The sequence below is a fragment of the Thalassotalea sp. HSM 43 genome, assembly GCF_004752005.1.
In the GTDB taxonomy this organism is placed as follows: domain Bacteria; phylum Pseudomonadota; class Gammaproteobacteria; order Enterobacterales; family Alteromonadaceae; genus Thalassotalea_A.
In genome coordinates, this window is sequence record NZ_CP038493.1 from 2,386,215 (window position 1) to 2,402,999 (window position 16,785).

General features: G+C 44.8%; 11 protein-coding genes. 7 read left to right on the forward strand and 4 right to left on the reverse strand.

Translation table 11 applies throughout. The features are described from left to right. The first annotated feature begins 33 nt into the window (after nt 1-33). Together hrpB and mrcB are read left to right on the forward strand one after the other, a co-directional pair. A complete protein-coding gene (gene hrpB / locus E2K93_RS10250) occupies nt 34-2,577 on the forward strand; it encodes an ATP-dependent helicase HrpB (RefSeq protein WP_189637744.1) in 2,544 nt (847 codons plus the stop codon). Continuing rightward, entirely contained in the window at nt 2,567-4,915 is a 2,349-nt protein-coding gene (gene mrcB / locus E2K93_RS10255) for a penicillin-binding protein 1B (protein ID WP_135439005.1), read from the forward strand. Before hrpB ends, mrcB begins: the two co-directional genes overlap by 11 nt. Before the next feature lie 70 nt (nt 4,916-4,985). Here mrcB and hemL read toward each other — a convergent pair whose 3' ends face one another. The 4 genes from hemL to E2K93_RS10275 form a co-directional block, all read right to left on the reverse strand. Next, nucleotides 4,986-6,266: a glutamate-1-semialdehyde 2,1-aminomutase gene (gene hemL, locus E2K93_RS10260; protein ID WP_135439006.1), complete on the reverse strand. Its 1,281-nt coding sequence runs from the start codon at nt 6,264-6,266 to the stop codon at nt 4,986-4,988. 13 nt (nt 6,267-6,279) lie between these two features. After that, nucleotides 6,280-7,293 carry an aspartate carbamoyltransferase gene (locus E2K93_RS10265; RefSeq protein ID WP_189637745.1) on the reverse strand — a complete coding sequence of 338 codons (1,014 nt, stop codon included), beginning with the start codon at nt 7,291-7,293 and terminating at the stop codon, nt 6,280-6,282. A gap of 140 nt (nt 7,294-7,433) precedes the next feature. After that, on the reverse strand, nt 7,434-7,868 hold the full coding sequence (locus E2K93_RS10270; RefSeq protein WP_135439007.1) for a CopD family protein: 435 nt from the start codon (nt 7,866-7,868) through the stop codon (nt 7,434-7,436). Then, on the reverse strand, nt 7,869-9,551 hold the full coding sequence (locus E2K93_RS10275) for a chloride channel protein (protein ID WP_228445262.1): 1,683 nt from the start codon (nt 9,549-9,551) through the stop codon (nt 7,869-7,871). Between the two features lie 64 nt (nt 9,552-9,615). Between E2K93_RS10275 and E2K93_RS10280 the strand changes: the two genes are divergently transcribed. The 5 genes from E2K93_RS10280 (at nt 9,616) to E2K93_RS10300 (ending at nt 16,714) form a co-directional block, all read left to right on the forward strand. After that, the gene (locus tag E2K93_RS10280) at nt 9,616-10,335 is read left to right on the forward strand and encodes a DUF6776 family protein (RefSeq protein ID WP_135439008.1); all 720 of its coding nucleotides are present in this window, start codon (nt 9,616-9,618) and stop codon (nt 10,333-10,335) included. 128 nt (nt 10,336-10,463) lie between these two features. Continuing rightward, on the forward strand, nt 10,464-10,805 hold the full coding sequence (gene erpA, locus E2K93_RS10285) for an iron-sulfur cluster insertion protein ErpA (RefSeq protein WP_135439009.1): 342 nt from the start codon (nt 10,464-10,466) through the stop codon (nt 10,803-10,805). A gap of 203 nt (nt 10,806-11,008) precedes the next feature. Beyond that, on the forward strand, nt 11,009-12,109 hold the full coding sequence (locus tag E2K93_RS10290; protein ID WP_135439010.1) for an efflux RND transporter periplasmic adaptor subunit: 1,101 nt from the start codon (nt 11,009-11,011) through the stop codon (nt 12,107-12,109). Beyond that, a complete protein-coding gene (locus tag E2K93_RS10295) occupies nt 12,110-15,238 on the forward strand; it encodes an efflux RND transporter permease subunit (protein ID WP_135439011.1) in 3,129 nt (1,042 codons plus the stop codon). A 51-nt stretch (nt 15,239-15,289) separates the two neighbouring features. Continuing rightward, nucleotides 15,290-16,714 (forward strand): M20/M25/M40 family metallo-hydrolase, encoded by a 1,425-nt coding sequence (locus tag E2K93_RS10300; RefSeq protein ID WP_189637746.1) that lies wholly within the window; start codon nt 15,290-15,292, stop codon nt 16,712-16,714. Nucleotides 16,715-16,785: the final 71 nt, after the last annotated feature.

Consider the following 16,785-nt stretch of genomic DNA (forward strand, 5'->3'; position numbering starts at 1 on the left):
TTAGTCAATTATTGCCTGATGTGCACAAAAGCCTTGGACAGTTATCCTGTCACCAATATTAAAACAGAGCTGCTCAATACCTTAACATCGACCAATACCATCATCTTATCTGCACCACCAGGTGCCGGTAAATCCACGGTGTTGCCGTTATGGTTACTGCCATTGCCGCAATTTGCCGACAAAAAAATCATTATGCTGCAGCCTCGACGTCTGGCAACACGTTCGGTGGCACAGCGTTTGGCGCAGATGCTTAATGAGCCTCTGGGTAAAACCGTTGGCTATCAGATGCGTGGTGACAGCAAAGTCAGCAAAGAAACGCGCCTTTTGGTTGTTACCGAAGGTATTTTGACACGCATGATCCTCGATGATAATGAGCTTGCCGATGTTGGCCTGATAATTTTTGATGAATTTCATGAACGCTCGATTCACGCCGATCTTGGCTTAGCGTTGGCGCGTGATGTGCAGCTTGGCTTGCGAGATGACCTGACATTGTTATTGATGTCGGCGACTATCGATAATGTCTACCTGCAGCAATGCTTACCCGATGCCAAGTATTTAACCAGTGCTGGCAAAAGCTATCCCGTTGAAATGCACTATCAGCCGGTTGTTGGCAACAAACGATTACTCGATCATCTGGCTAAAGTCATTGTCGAACAATGCCAGACAAATGCCGGTTCCAGCCTAGTATTTTTGCCAGGCAGTGGTGAGATTAACACCTTAGCCGAATTGCTCACCGACAGACTGCCGACACAATATCAACTGCATTGTCTGTTTGGCGACCTATCGTTAGCAGAGCAGCGCCAAGCTATCGCACCAAGTCCGGCAGGGATGCACAAAGTGGTGTTGGCAACCAATATTGCCGAGACTTCTATAACAATTGACGGCGTAACCCTAGTAATCGATGCCGGATTGGAAAAGGTCGCCAGCTATGATGTGCAAACCTTATCGAATCGACTGAACTTACAACAAATTAGTAAAGCGTCTGCGGTTCAACGCAGTGGTCGCGCTGGTCGAGTTGCGCCTGGACGTTGTATTCGCGTTTATTCTAAAGAAAACTTTGAACGACGTATGGAGCACAGCGCCAGTCAAATCAGCCAGAGTGATTTACTGCCGCTTACACTGGATGTCGCCCGATGGGGCGTTCATGAGTTTAAGCAGCTACAGTTTGTCGAGTTACCGCCAGAAAGTAGCGAAAAGCAATGTTGGCAATTACTGCAGGAGTTGCAAATCGTCGACCAACAACGACGCTTAACATCTCATGGTCAAAATGTGGCAAAACTGGCCACCCATCCAAGGTATGGCCATATGTTGTTATCGGCACCAACAATAGACGGTAACGATGGCCAATTGCTGTCATTAGCGTGTATATTAGCGTCGCTATTGGAAGAGCGTGATATTGTCTCTAGAAATGCCGCCAACAGTGATATTCGCAATCGCCTATATATGTTGTTGTCTGCCGAACAACGTCATAAATCCGCTATCAATAAACGTATCTTGCAATCGGCACAACGACTGTATCAAGCACTAAGACGCATCCTCGGTGAGCATCTAATACCAGATAAAATGTGTTTACAAGAAGCTCAATTGCCGATTGATAAAACCGGCCTGTTGTTAGCGTTTGCTTATCCAGAAAGGATCAGTAAAGCGCGTAATCAAGACACAAAATATTTAACCGCAAATGGCAAAGGGCTTGAACTTGACCCAGTAGATAGCTTAACAGGTCAGCCATTTTTACTGGTTGCTCGGGTGTTTAATCGTCAGCAACGCTTACAGGTTGAATTGGCGGCTCCTTTGCAGCTAGATGATATCATGCGCTATTTTCCGCACCTACAGCAAAAACAACAGACCACGTATTATGATCAGAAAAAGCAACGCATCGTCAGTGAATCACAGCATAGGTTGGGTCAAATACTGTTGTCGAGTACCCAGCTTAACGACAAAGCCACGGCTGTTGATTACGCCGAGGTTTGGCTCGACCATATTGGTCGCAATGGCTTGTCGGTACTGCGTTTTGATGACAAATGCCAAAGTTTACTGACTCGCCTGCGCTGGCTGCATACGCACTTTCCGGACTCTGGTTATCCTGATGTATCAGAAGCGGCATTATTAGCGCAATTGAACCAATGGTTAGCACCTTACATTGATAACATAACCTCAGTTAAAGCGCTCCAAGGTCTTAATTTTCATGATATTTTATTAAATACTCTAGATTATCCGCAACAACAGGCGTTATCGTTATGGGTACCGAAATATTATATTAGTCCGTTAGGGCGAAAATTTGCCTATCAATATGGTGAGTTTTTAGAGCCTAAGGTTGCCTTGCCAATGCAGCAAGTGTATGGTTTAGATAGTTCACCTAAGGTGGCCAATGGGCGGGTAAATGTGGTGCTTGAATTATTATCACCCGCCGGCAGACCGATACAGATTACCAAAGATTTAGGCAGATTTTGGCAAGGCAGTTATGGCCAAGTTCAAAAAGACATGAAAGCCAATTACCCCAAACACTATTGGCCAGATGATCCGGCCAATGCAAAGCCAACAAACAAAACCAAGAAACACATAGGCAATGGCAAGTAGAAAAATAAAAAAGAAAGAACGCCCGGGATTTACCAAAGGAAAGGTGAAAACCGGTGACAGTGGTGATAAATACATCAGTCAGTATTTATTATCTACCGCATTCAAATTATCCCTTATTTTTATTGCTGCATTCTCGCTATACAGTATTTATCTTGATGGCAAGGTAAGGCAGACTTTTGAAGGTCAGCGTTGGCAATTGCCGGCGCAAGTATATGGTCGAGTCTTGCACTTAAACAAAGATAGCCTGCTCAATCTAAGTCAGTTAAAAACAGAATTGGATTACATCGGTTATAAGTCGGTCGCTATGGTTCGTGAACCAGGCCAATATAATCTCAGCAAAAACAGCATCACCATATATCGTCGCCCGTTTGATTTTGGTTACGGTATTGAAAACCCCAGTCGCATTCGCATCCAAACCCGCGAAGGTTCAGTATTTCGCTTGTTTATCGATAATGAACAAGTGCATCAAGTCAAGCTAGAACCCGTGTTGATTGATCGCATTACCTCTTCAGATGGTGAAGATCGTGTGGTGCTTAGCATGGAGCAAATCCCTGAAGCGTTAATTGATGTCTTGCTTTTGGTCGAAGATAGAGACTTTTATCAGCATCACGGTATCTCGCCAACCGGCATTATGCGTGCGTTTTGGAAAAACCTATTGGCTGGCGAGACGGTTCAAGGGGGCAGTACGCTCACTCAGCAACTCGCGAAAAACATGTACTTAAGCCGAGATAAAACGCTATGGCGTAAAGTTAACGAAGCGATAATGTCGGTTATCCTTGAGTTAAGATACTCCAAAGATCAGTTGCTCGAAGCATACATTAATGAAGTGTATCTCGGTCAGCATTTTGCCAACGGCGTGCATGGTTTTGGCTTAGCCTCAGAGTTTTACTTTGGTAAAGATATTCAAAACCTTGACCAAGCCCAATTGGCATTGCTGGTCGGTTTGGTAAAAGGCCCGTCTTATTTTGACCCATGGCGTCGCCCCGAACGTGCACTTGAACGACGTGATTTGGTGTTGGACTTGATGTTCAAGCATCACTTTTTTGATAGTCAGACCTACGAGCAATTGTTGATGGCGCCACTGGAGATTCGAGCTGAACGACGCATGGCCAAACAATCCTTCCCTGGCTATATGCAATTGGTACGTCGCGAAATCAAAGACATGGGCGCCGCCAGTGCCATGCAATCCGGCATACGGGTATTTACCGGCTTTGATTTGGTTAAGCAACTAAATGCTGAGCAGGCGTTAATTGCTCATCTCAACACGCTCACTAGCCAGCAAAAAGATAAAAACTTAGAAGCGGCTATGGTCATCAGTGATGTTCGAACCGGTGCCGTCGAAGCGGTTGTTGCCGGTAAAGATGTCAAATTTTCGGGCTTTAATCGCGCCTTAGATGCAAAACGTCCTATTGGTTCTTTGATTAAGCCGGCGGTTTATTTAACCGCCTTACAACGGTTTGAGCAGTACAATTTTGCCACACCACTTGATGATCAACCGATCACCATGAAAGGCGGTCGTGGTAAATCATGGCAGCCGAAGAATTATGACGGTAAATTTCGCGGTAAAGTCGCGTTAATTGACGCCTTGGTCAGCTCTCTTAATGTACCTACGGTCAATCTAGGTCAGCAATTAGGGGTAGATAATGTCTCGCACACGCTATGGGCATTAGGCTATCAAGGCGATATAGAGCAAGTGCCAAGTTTATTCTTAGGGGCGATAGATATGTCGCCGTTAGAAGTAAACCAGTGGTATAACACCATTGCCAATGGTGGTCTTTATAATCAGTCTTCAGCCATAAACCAAGTGCTCTCTGGTGACGGAGAAGAGCTGTGGAGTCGGTTTGATACTATCGATGTAAGAATACCGCAGCAAGCTGCGTATTTACTTGATTTTGCACTCAATAGGGTTACCCAAGAAGGTACCGCTAGATCGCTATCTTGGCGTTTACCACATCAGCAACTGGCGGGTAAAACCGGTACCAGTAATGATGGTCGTGATGCCTGGTTTGTCGGCTATGATCAACAGTCGGTGGTGACCACTTGGGTTGGCCGTGATGACAATGCACAAACAAAATTAACCGGCAGTTCCGGTGCACTACCTTTGTTTGCGAGTTACATGAAGCGTCAGGGTATTTCCGATCGTTATGACTTTATGCCAGATGGTGTGGAGATGGCCACATTTGAATTGGCAACTGGTAATGCTGTGCTGGGAGATTGTGCCAATGTCGCCGATTATCCTGCCATCAGTGATGGTGTGCAATACACCTCAAAATGTCTGGAAAAACGCAAGCAACCGCCAAGCTGGTTAGAGCGTCTATTTGGTCGTGACTCGGATTAAAATGAGTCATTATTGTGATATAAAAACGCCCGCATAAAGCGGGCGTTTTTTATTGCTTGTTGTGCCGTTGTTATAGTTTGGCGAAACAGCGCTCTGCAGCAGCTATGGTATCGGCAATATCTTGTACAGTATGAGCGGCAGATAAAAAGCCAGCTTCAAATGCAGAAGGTGCTAAATACACGCCTTCGTCTAGCATCAAGTGGAAAAACTTATTGAACTTGTCATTATCGCATTTCATTACTTGAGCAAAGGTATCGACCTGTGGCTGGTCAGTGAAGAAAATACCAAACATAGCACCGACATAATTAATGCTAAGTGCGACGCCATGCTTATCGGCTGCGGCTTTAAAACCTTCTGCCAGTTGTTTGGTCATTGCCGTTAAATCAGCATGATAATCTTTACTGCTTAATTCAGATAATGCCGCAAGACCAGCTGCCATGGCGATTGGGTTACCTGACAAGGTACCTGCTTGATAAACCGGGCCGACTGGCGCGATATAGTCCATGATTTCAGCTTTACCGCCAAAAGCACCTACTGGCATACCACCACCAATGACTTTACCTAATGTGGTCAAATCAGGTTCGATATCGTAATGCGCTTGTGCACCACCTAAGGCCACTCGAAAACCGGTCATCACTTCATCAAAAATCAATACCGATTTATGTTGATCACAAATACGGCGCAGGCCTTCAAGAAACCCTGCAACCGGTGGAATACAATTCATGTTACCGGCCACTGGCTCGACAATGATACAGGCGATATCGTCACCATAACTGGCGAACGCTTGCTCCACTGACTCGAGGTCATTGAAGTTTACCGTTAGCGTGTGTTGCGCCAAATCTGCAGGAATTCCTGGCGAATTTGGTACACCTAAGGTAAGTGCGCCTGAGCCAGCTTTAACCAACAATGAGTCGGCGTGGCCATGGTAGCAACCTTCAAACTTAAGAATCTTGTCACGTCCGGTAAAGCCGCGTGCTAAACGAATCGCACTCATGGTCGCTTCGGTACCTGAACTGACCATGCGCAGCTTTTGCATACTTGGCACAAGTTCACGTACTTTTTCAGCCATGTCAATTTCAAGCTCGGTTGGTGCACCAAAGCTCAGGCCATTTTGCGCCGTTTCAACGACCGCTTGTAAAATTTTCGGGTGATTATGGCCAAGGATCATCGGACCCCAAGAACCAACGTAATCAATGTATTTGTTGCCATCAGCGTCGAAGGTGTAGGCACCATCGGCTTTTTCAATAAAACGAGGGCTACCACCAACACCTTTAAAGGCTCGAACAGGTGAATTAACACCACCTGGGATGGTTTGTTGGGCTTTATTAAATAATTGTTCTGAGTGAGACATATGGGGTCCTGTATTAATTACCTTTACTGCTAAACCAAGTCACTTCGCGTTCATATTGGCTTAGCTTATCTTCAACGCCTAACGCAAGTGCAAACAGGGCCATGCGTACAAGTACGCCATTTTGTGCCTGGCGGAAGATGGCTAAATTGTTATTGTCATTCAAGTCGACATCGAGTTCGTTCGCCTCTGGGCGCGAGTCTCGTGGCAATGGGTGCATAATGACGGTGTTGTCTTTACAGTGCTGCTCGTAAACAGACTTATTGAGACTAAAGTGACCGCGATACATGTCGGCTTCGCCTTTGCTGGCAAAACGCTCTTCTTGAATTCGAGTTTGATACAATACATCGCTTTGTAAATTACCGACTATAGAGTCAGTAATGGTCACCTTGTGCCCAGCATTATCAAGTGCACTAACCACGTGGTCCGGCATTTGCAGCTCTTTTGGTGATACCAATGTTAGGTGGATGTTGTTATACAAACTCAATAGTTTTGACAGTGAATGCACGGTGCGACCATGTTTAAGGTCGCCCATTAAGACGATATTCAAGTCGTCAATGTTCTTATTAAAGCGGTTCATTTCCGCTTCAATGGTGAACAAATCAAGTAATGCTTGGGTAGGGTGTTCATTCGCGCCGTCGCCGCCATTAATGACGGGTACCGTGCTGCCTTCGGCAAATTCAGCCACCGAGTGCATCGCTGGGTGGCGCATAGCGACGATGTCAGCGTAACCACTGATTACTCGCGCGGTATCAAATAACGACTCACCTTTGGTCAGCGATGAACTTTCTTGACCGACGGTTTCATGAACAAAGCCACCAAGCAATTGAAAAGCGGTACCAAAGGAAACGCGGGTTCGAGTGCTTGGTTCAAAAAATAGATTGTTTAAAATCGCTCCTTCCAATACGTTACAGCGCTTTTGACGGCTGGCGTATGGAATCATGCGTTTAGCGACTTCAAGAATTCTGGCGACAGATTCGCGGTCAAATTGGGATACCGATAATATGTGGCTGCCCTGAAACTTCATCATTGATTAACTACCTGATTAATAATGTTTTTTATTGCTGTATTAGAGCCATATGTAAGTTGCTTGCTGAAACTTGCATAAATGTGGCTAAATTTTGCGCGCAACAATAGCATAAAACCACGGTTTTGTTAATAAAGGATGCGCTAGTATAACACCGGTTTAACTACGGCAAGGATAATAGCGGCAAACAATACAAACACTGGGATTTCATTAAAAATGCGATAAAAACGACCGCTGCGAGTATTGCGATCATGCTTAAAATCAGCAAGTAATTTAAAACAATATATGTGGTAGCCAGTGAGCAAAATGACCAGTAACAATTTAATATGCAGCCAACTGCTTACTAAGATCCAAGTGGTGCCGTAATAATGCATCATCCATAAACCAAAAACCCAAGTGAGAATGGCGAATGGTGTGACAAAAAACAATAATCGACGTTCCATGGTTTTCAATTGTTCATGAACCAATTTTTGATTCGATTCCGCGTGATAAACAAACAGTCGCGGTAAATAAAAAATGCCAGCAAACCAGGCCACCATAAAGGCTATATGCAACGCCTTTACCCACAAAATTGACATCTAAATCGCTCCCTTAGTTAATATCGCACGAATTTTTTCAAATGCTAACACACCGACAATATTATCTTTTGATTTATGATAAATGTATACCGCGCCTTCACGTTTTTCGTATAAGGCATAATAAGCTTCAGACAAGGTTGCTTGTGAATCGATGGCAGGCATTGGTGTGGTTTTAACGGCGCTGCTTTCTTCTTCTAGTGGATGCAGGTTTAGATCGATATGCACCAAGCTGAAATCGGTGTCATCCTGATCATTACGTATAATCAAACGACCAGAATCCATGGCGGTTAATTCCGCCTTGACCGTGGCAGGGTCATTAGTATCTATCACTTTAAAGCCTTCATCCATATGTGAGAGTACACCGTGTTTTTGCAGTATGCCTTCAACTGGGCTGACTTGATAGGGTAATTGCTGAAACTCAAGTTGTTGCAAAAATATCGAGCGATTTTTCCAAAACTGACTCGATGTAAGGTAAGCGCTGGTGATCACTACCATCGCCGGTAATATCAATTGCAATTGGTTCGACAATTCAACAATGGTTAATAACGCTGCCAAAGGCGCACTTAATGAAGCCGCTAACATACCGGCCATGCCAAGCAATGCATAATCTCCGGCATAATTAGCGCCGGTAAAGATAAAGCCAATGAAAAATGCCATGAGCGCACCGGCGACAGCTCCGATGGCTAATGTTGGGCCGATGATGCCGCCAGGAATACCAAAACCAAGCACGACGATGGTGGCGACAAATTTGGCGACAAATACCGCGACAATGAGCCATACATGGGTTCGATCATCGAGTAACGCACCAATTGCACTTAAACTTGCGCCCATACTATGTGGTACCAGCAGGCCTATGATGCCCATTAGAAAAGCAGCGATTAATAGGCGCTGCGCCATATGGATGTGGCTGGTGCGTCTCAAGACAAAAATAAGCGAGCTGTTAAAAGCTTTTGCCAAGGTGCCTAAAATCATGCCGAAGATGATCAATATCGGATAATGCCAAAAATCGATGGCAATATAAGCGAAAAATTCAAACTCATGATAGGGACCAAAAAATGCGTGGGTCATTAATGAACCGATAATGGAGGCAAGAATAACGGGGATGAATATATGTAACTTATATTCCCTTAATATCACCTCCATAACGAAAATAACCGCGGCTAAAGGGGTGTTGAAGCTGGCGGAAATACCGGCAGCAATGCCGCAAGCGCATAAAATGCGCACAGAATTTAATGGTAACGCCAGTTTATTACCTAAAAATGAACTGGCGGCCGCACCGATATGTACCGCTGGGCCTTCTCTACCAACGGAAAAGCCACCGGCTAGGGCAGCGATACCGCCAAAAAATTGGGTTAAGGTATTTTTAAACGGAATATAGCCATAAGCGCTTTTCAACCGGTATAAAACAAAGGGAATACCCATACGTGCATACTTAAATCGACTGATGATGGCAATCAAAAGAATAAAAGATACTGCAATTAATGGGGTTATAAATCGGTAAAATTCTGGTAAAGTGGTGTAGTCATCCACACTTTGTAAATACAATAATTGGATAGACTCAACGCAATAGCGAAACAAAATAATAAAAACAGACGCTAAGGTTGCACCCAAAACACCCAGCAAACATAATTGCCAGGATGGTTCGGGTTTTGCCAATTTCTTTCTTAATGACACCAGCGACATAAATAACCTTTTAGCGTTTTTGTTTTCGGTTACAGTTACAGAATAAATATATAATACGTTAAAAATGAACTGGTTAAAATCAATAACATTTTCCGACCTTCATCAAAAGTTTGGTGCATTTCGTCTACTTATCATAATTGCCGCGAGCATTTTGCTGGTTGCCGTACTCTCTTATAAAGTTGGGCACGCTTATAAAAACCATCAGGACCGCATCATCACAGAGCAAAAACAACGTCTTGATAAACTCTACGAGATGAATGAGTTGGCTCGTACGCAAATTAATACTCTGCAAGTTGAGTTGGAAATTGAGCGCCTTGCCAATCACAAAGCTCAACAAACCTTACGCAGTGTTGAAGATGACCATTTCTCGTTAAAGAAAGAGTTGGCTTTCTATGAAAAAATCATGGCGCCAGAAAAAACCGCTAATGGTGTAATCATAGATGAAGTTGAGGTAATACCAACTGCAAGTGCCAATCATTACCGTTTTCGCGTCGTTCTAGTGCAACAACAACAAAGCAAACGCTACGCCAAAGGACATATTGAAGTAAGCTTTGATGGCAGTCTGCAAAGCCGACCGGCAAGCATCAACATAAGTAATGTCTCAGCTTTGGATAAAAAAGCGCTGTCATTCAGCTTCCAATACTTTCAGGTGATTGAAGGCGAATTTACTCTGCCAGAAAACTTCATTCCGGAGAAAATTGATGTCTCCGCGGTACTGCCTTCTGGCAAGTGGCAAAAGTACCATCGACTCGATGAAAGCTACGCTTGGCCAAGTAATACTTGATCTAAACGCTCAGGTTTAAGATAATTCGCCTTAGAAACAAACAAGGTGGCTGGATTTTGCTGTCTACAGTTGCATCAAAGGCCTTGTTTGAATGTGTTGAATTCATTTTTGAGTGTTAAGAAGTCGTTATGTCAGATAACCAGATTCCAATCCAGTTCAGCGATGCCGCTGCCAACAAAGTTAAGTTTTTGATCAGTGAAGAAGAAAACGCTGAACTTAAACTGCGCGTGTATGTTACCGGGGGTGGTTGTTCTGGTTTTCAGTACGGCTTTACTTTCGACGAGAAAGTTAATGATGGCGATATGACCATTGAGAAAAATGGTGTCACCATGGTCGTTGATCCAATGAGCTTACAATACTTAGTCGGTGGTATTGTCGATTATGTTGAAGGCTTAGAAGGCGCGCGCTTTTTGGTGAATAATCCAAATGCTGAAACCACATGTGGTTGTGGTGCGTCGTTCTCTATTTAGACCGTGAATGGCAATAGCCAATAAATTTAAAGTCTATCTCGTTGAAAAGCAGCAATTAATTGCTGCTTTTTTGCATTTAATTGCTGCTTAATCGAGCAATTTCGTTTTATACTAGAACTAGCGACAATAATAATGACACGCTGCTCTTCTAGAACAACCAAATTTAACGGCAGCTAACAATAATAAAGACTTTGGGATTTCTCATGGCGGCACATGGCCAAAATAATCGTTCTAACTCTTCCTCTTCATTGCTGGAGCGTCCCTATCTTCTTGCCATTCTTATTTGTCTATTGTTAATCGTCTGGTTAGTCAGTGGCATTTTTAATGTTAAACAAAACCCCGATACCAGCATCAGTAAAAACATACCGCCAGCCAAAGTTAAAGTCGAAACGTTTTACGCCGAACAAGTCGAGAACAGTGTTACCTTGTATGGTCGCACCGAACCCGATCGTCATGTGACGTTGCAAGCGCAAGTAAAAGGTGAAATCACCGAGGTGCTGGCGAGCCGTGGTAGTTTTGTGAACAAAGGCGACGTCATTGCCAAAATAGCCCTCAATGATTTACCGGCACAATTAGAACATTTCCGCACTTTATTAAAGCAACGACGCGTTGATTATTATGGTGCCAAAGAGCTGTTTAAAGGTGGTTACCAAAACGAATCCGCGCTGGCGCAACGCTTAGCTGATGTTACTGAAGCCAAAGCCGATTTAGCCCGTATCGAACTGGATATGGCCAATACCACCATCGTCGCCCCGTTTGATGGCATCTTAAATGAACGTTATGTCGAAGTCGGTGATTATGTTGCCATTGGTGAGGACATTGCCATGGTCGCGGATCTTGACCCATTGGTAATTCGTGCTCATATCACGGAAAACCAAATACCGCATATTCGCGAAGGGCAAACCGCTGATATCACTCTGCTCAATAAACAGCGTCTAACAGGCAAGGTGCGTTACATTGCCAGTGTCGCCAATGAAAGCACCAATACCTTTAAAGCAGAAATAGCCATCGACAACCCTGATTTGAAATACCTTGCAGGCATCAGTTCTGAAGTCGACATGCCAATGGCTATGGTGCCAGCAATCAAACTGACACCAGCGTTATTAGCGCTTGATGAAGTCGGCAATATTGGGGTTAAATCGGTGGTCGATGATCATGTTGTATTTACCCAAATCCAAATTGTTAAAAGCGAAGAAGACGGTATCTGGTTAACGGGCTTAGGAGAGCAGCAACGTATTATTACTCTGGGACAAGGATTTGTGCGCCCAGGCGATAAAGTTGAGGCGGTCGAGGCAAACGACTAGATGTTGGCGATGATAGATGCGGCGATTGTCCGCACCCGATCCATCTTATTGATATTTGCGTTGCTGTTGATCAGCGGCGCACTTACCTATATCGACATTCCCAAGGAATCAAACCCAGATATCACCATACCGCAAATCTATGTGTCGATGGTCCATGATGGCATTTCTCCTGAAGACGCTGAGCGCATGCTGGTTAGGCCGATGGAAAATGAGCTTAAATCCATTGAAGGCATTAAAGAAATGCGCGCGGTTGCCAGCGAAAGCTATGCCAGTATTACCCTTGAGTTTGTGCCCGGTTTCGATGCCAAAGAGGCGCTTGCTGATGTGCGAGACAAAGTCACCTTAGCGAAAGCCAAATTGCCTGATGAAACTGAAGAACCAGTGGTTCGAGAAGTCACCATGGCCAACCAACAACCGGCGGTAACAGTGTTTTTATCCGGTCCGGTTACCGAGCGAGGCTTGATTACCTTAGCAAGGAGCTTAGAAGATAAAATTGCCAGCATGCCACAGGTATTAGAAGTCGATATTGGTGGTGATCGCGAAGATATGTTGGAGATCATCGTCGACCCATTGCTTATGGAAAGTTATGGGCTTGATCAAAACGATATTTTTAACTTGGTTACCCGCAACAACCGTTTGGTGCCTGCTGGTACCATGGACACCGGACGTGGCCGTTTTGCCATTAAAGTGCCGTCGGTGTTTGAAACAGTAAAAGATTTAATGGAACTGCCGATTAAAGTCGACGGTGATAGAGTCATCACCTTTGCTGATTTGGCTATTGTCCGCCGCTCCTATAAAGATCCTACTGAATACGCCCGTATCAATGGCGAGCGTGCGGTGTCTATTGAAGTGAAAAAACGCCCTGGGCAAAACATTATTGAAACCGTCGATAATGTCAAAGCGTTAATTGAAACGGAGCGCCAAGCTTGGCCGCAACACATTCAAGTCAACTATACCGGTGACCAATCTCGCTTTGTGAAAAGCATGTTGAGTGATTTGCAAAATAACGTGATCTCAGCCGTCGTATTGGTGGTTATTGTCATTGTCGCAGCGCTTGGCGCACGAACCGCCAGTCTGGTCGGTTTGTCTATACCGGGATCATTTTTAACCGGTATTTTGGTGCTGGCGGTATTTGGCTTGACCGTTAATATTGTGGTTCTATTTGCCTTAATCATGGCGGTCGGCATGCTTGTTGACGGCGCTATTGTAGTCACCGAGTTTGCCGACCGGCAAATGGGTGAAGGCATGAATAAAGAGCAAGCTTATGCCTTGGCAGCAAAACGAATGGCATGGCCAATCATTGCCTCAACCGCGACCACATTAGCAGCCTTTGCTCCGTTATTGTTCTGGCCAGGGATGATGGGTGAATTCATGAAGTTCATGCCAATAACCCTCATTGCGGTATTAACGGCATCACTGCTTATGGCGTTAATTTTCGTGCCAACCATGGGCGCCCTATGGGGTAAACCACGGCCAATAAGCGCCAAGCAAAAACAACAATTACTGTTGGCAGAAAGCGGTGATTTAAGCAAAATAAGCGGTTTTATGGGCAAGTATCTGCGCCTGTTAACGCTGGCGATACGCCATCCAGCAAAAGTACTCGCTTTTACCTTATTGCTAGCCGTGACGGTGTTCACCAATTATTGGAGCTCAGGTCTAGGTAGTGAATTTTTCCCGGATGTTGAACCTGACGGCATTAACGTTATTGTGCGTTCGTTTGGCGATCTGTCAATTGATGAAAAAGATGAAATCATGCGCGAAATTGAACGTCGCGTACTTGATATTGAGGCGATCAAATCGCTTTATACGCGCGTCGGCGGCGAAGATATCGTCGGTCGTTTGCGGGTTAACTTAATGAATTGGCAGTTCCGTGAGTCGGCCGAGGATGTGGTGCAGGATATTCATCGTCGAGTCGACAACTACGCCGGTGTGCAAGTGGAAGTGCGCAAAGATAAAATGGGGCCGCAGCAGGGCAAGGATATCGCATTAGAATTATCATCTCGTTATCCAGATAAGTTACAAGATGCGGTGCGCAAGATTTCTCAAGCGATGATGGCCAGCGACAAATTTATTAATGTCGAAGATGGCGGTTCAAAGCCTGGCATCGAGTGGCAATTAAAAGTCGATCGTGCGTTAGCGGCCACCTTCAGTGCTGATGCGACCTTGGTCGGTACCTCAGTACAAATGGTTACCAATGGTTTGAAGCTCGGTGAATACCGCCCAGATGATGTGGACGATGAATTAGATATTCGTGTGCGTTTTCCACCTGAGAAACGCAGCATTACTCGTTTGGATGAACTGCGTTTAAAAACCAATGATGGTTTAGTGCCGGTGACTAATTTTGTCGAGAAAAAGGCGGCACAAAAAGTTGATGTGATTCGTCGAATTGATTCACGTCGAGTGATTACCATTCAAGCGGATATGGCACCAGGGGTTTTGTTATCTCAAGAATTGCCAAAATTACAACAAGATTTAAAGCAACTGGATGTTGATTGGTATAGCGTTGCCGTTAAGTTCACTGGCGAAAATGAAGATCAGCAGGAGTCACAAGACTTTTTGCTTAATGCCTTTGGCGTTGCCTTGTTTGTTATGGCGATTATCTTGGTGACCCAATTTAATAGCTTTTATCAATCGTTTTTGATTCTATCGGCGGTGTTATTTTCAACCGTAGGTGTGTTCTTAGCGCTGCTCATTGCCGGTAAACCATTTGGCATTGTCATGTCAGGGCTGGGGGTGATTTCATTGGCCGGTATTGTGGTTAATAACAATATCGTTCTGATCGATACTTATAATGTGTTACGGGCCCAAGGCTTGGCGGCAAAAGATGCCATTTTACGCACCGGCGCGCAACGTTTACGACCGGTGTTATTGACCACAATTACCACCATATTGGGTCTAATGCCCATGGTATTACAAATGAATATCGATTTTGTTGGCCGTGATATCAGCTTTGGCGCACCGTCAACTCAGTGGTGGGCACAATTGGCCACAGCCGTGGCTGGCGGCTTAGCATTTGCTACCTTGCTGACGTTGATCTTAACCCCTTGTTTATTAGCCATACGTGACTATAAACATCAGCCGAAAAAGCATGTACAATGGCAACCGGCTCCAGCCTTTGAAGAAGTTTAATAAGCCTGACTGACAATCCGTATGGTCAGGCATGCATGTTGGGATACATTTATGATGAATAAAGTTTTGTCGCTAACGGTTTCGTTAGCACTTTTGGTTACCGGTTCGGTATCAGCAAAACAAGCCTCGGTTCTTAGCGAAGAACAACGAGCGCAATTGACACAATTGGGCCAGACCGCCTTGAGCTCAGATTTAGCCTATGAAATTGAAGAGTCATTAACCACTGAAGTTGGTGCGCGTATGATTGGTACCGAAGGTGACAAACGTGCCATAAAGTGGGCTGTAGAAAAGATGCAAAGTCTTGGCTTTGATAAAGTCTGGACTGAAGAGGTTGCTCATTTCCAGTGGATTCGTGGCGACGTTGAAGCAAAAGTATTGGCGCCATTCCCACAACCTGTAAAGGCCATTGCCTTAGGTGAAAGCGTTGGTACCGGTGATAAAGCCATTGAAGCTGAGGTTATTCATTTTAATACATTGGCTGATCTAGAAGCTGCTGAAGCAGATAGCCTAACAGGCAAGATTGCCTTTGTATCTTACCGTATGGAACGCTTTAAGACCGGTAAAGGTTATGGCAAAGCGGTAGGTGCGCGAGTACGTGGTGCCAGCGTTGCTGCACAAAAAGGTGCCGTTGGTTTTATTATGCGTTCTGTCGGTACCGACGATAATCGTACCCCACACACAGGTATTACCCGTTATGAAAATGGCGTAAAACGTATCCCAGCGGTTGCGTTATCAAACCCTGATGCGGACCTGTTGGTAAATCAATTTAAACGTAATAAGCCCGTGCAATTTTCTTTAAAAGTGACGGCGATGCGTAACGAAGTGGTTACGGTAAAAGGCGCCAACGTTATTGGTGAAATCACCGGTTCAGAATTGCCAGAGCAAATCGTTGCCCTTGGTGCTCACCTTGATAGTTGGGACGTAGGCACTGGTGCCATTGATGATGGTTTAGGTGTTGCTATGGTTATGGCGGCTACGGCTCATATTGGTAAATTAGCCGAGCGTCCAAAGCGTACTATTCGTGTTATTTTATTTGCCGGTGAAGAAGTTGGCCTATTAGGTGCTAAACAGTATGTCATCAATCAAAAAGACACCTTAGCGAACCATGTTATCGCTGCAGAGTGGGACTTTGGTCTTGGTAAGATTTACGCGATGCAGTCTAATGTTGCCGATGCAGCGGTACCAGCTATTGATGAGCTGGCGTCGTATCTAAAACCATTGGGTGTGGCATACAATACTGCCAACCAAGGTCGTGGCCAGTCTGATATGGGCTTGGTGACCGACAAAGGCGTTCCTGCGATGAACTTTACCCCAGATGGCACTCGTTATTTCGATATTCACCATACCGAGAACGATACCTTGGATAAAGTTAATCCAGAAGATTTGCAGCAAAACACTGCGGTATATACCATTTTCGCTTATTTTGCCGCTCAAGCAGACACCGAGTTTCGTTCAAGCGAGTCTGCTAGCAAGTAACAAATAATTTACAAATGAAAAAGAAAAGGCCAATATCAGATATTGGCCTTTTTGTTATTTGGCCTAAAATG